The sequence below is a fragment of the Natrinema sp. 1APR25-10V2 genome (genome assembly GCF_031626495.1).
In the GTDB taxonomy this organism is placed as follows: Archaea; Halobacteriota; Halobacteria; order Halobacteriales; family Natrialbaceae; genus Natrinema.
The window spans coordinates 1-743 of the sequence record NZ_JAMQOJ010000022.1 but is presented as its reverse complement, the minus strand read 5'-3'; the positions used below and the strand labels follow the sequence as shown (position 1 = coordinate 743).

The window sequence follows — 743 nt, the reverse complement described above, 5'->3', positions numbered from 1 at the left end:
GGCACCGTCTAGTTAGCGCGGTTTGAGAAGCGAGCAGGTCGTAGAGCTAGTTTGGCTATGATGCTCGCAGACCTGCTCAGCGAGTGCTACGCGGCGGAATTGGATGAAGCTTGGGAGCGTGAGCGGACGGCGACGCCCGTCAGGGTGTTCGCCGTCCGGCTCCACGCGACTGGTTGTTCGCTTCGAGAGACAGAAGCGATTCTTCGCTTGATCGGCGTTGAACGTTCTCACCAAGCGATCTGGAACTGGGTACATCGGCTCGCTGACAGCACCTCAGACCCGCCGACGGCTTCGCCGTCGCGGGTCGCGGTTGATGAAACCGCTGTCAAGATCAACGGAAACTGGTCTTGGGTGTATGCTGCAATAGACCTAGACTCACGGCTGATTCTCGATGTCGCTGTATTCGGACGACGAGGAACCGATCCAGCCGCTGCGTTCCTGCATAAATTGACCGAGAAACACGATCTCTCCGAAACGGTGTTTCTCGTCGATGGCTACGGCTATCTGACTGCCCTCTCTCGGTTAGGGTTGAGCGGTCAACTTGACTACGTGGATCGAAACCTAATCGAAAAGTGGTTTCAGACCTTCAAAATGCGAGTTGACCGCTTCCATAATTCATGGGTGGGCAGTCGAGCGAGCGCCAGAGAATGGATTGAACAATTCGTACACTACTATAACACGCAGCGACCACACCAATCATTCAACGGACAGACACCAGCGGAGGTTCTAAACTAGACAGTACC

At 55.0% G+C, this 743-nt stretch carries 1 protein-coding gene; it reads left to right on the top strand.

The window, feature by feature from the left end:
* Positions 1-57: 57 nt before the first annotated feature.
* Complete coding sequence (locus tag NDO75_RS27705; RefSeq protein ID WP_310909762.1) at positions 58-735, top strand: IS6 family transposase; 678 nt, start codon at positions 58-60, stop codon at positions 733-735.
* Positions 736-743 lie beyond the last annotated feature (8 nt).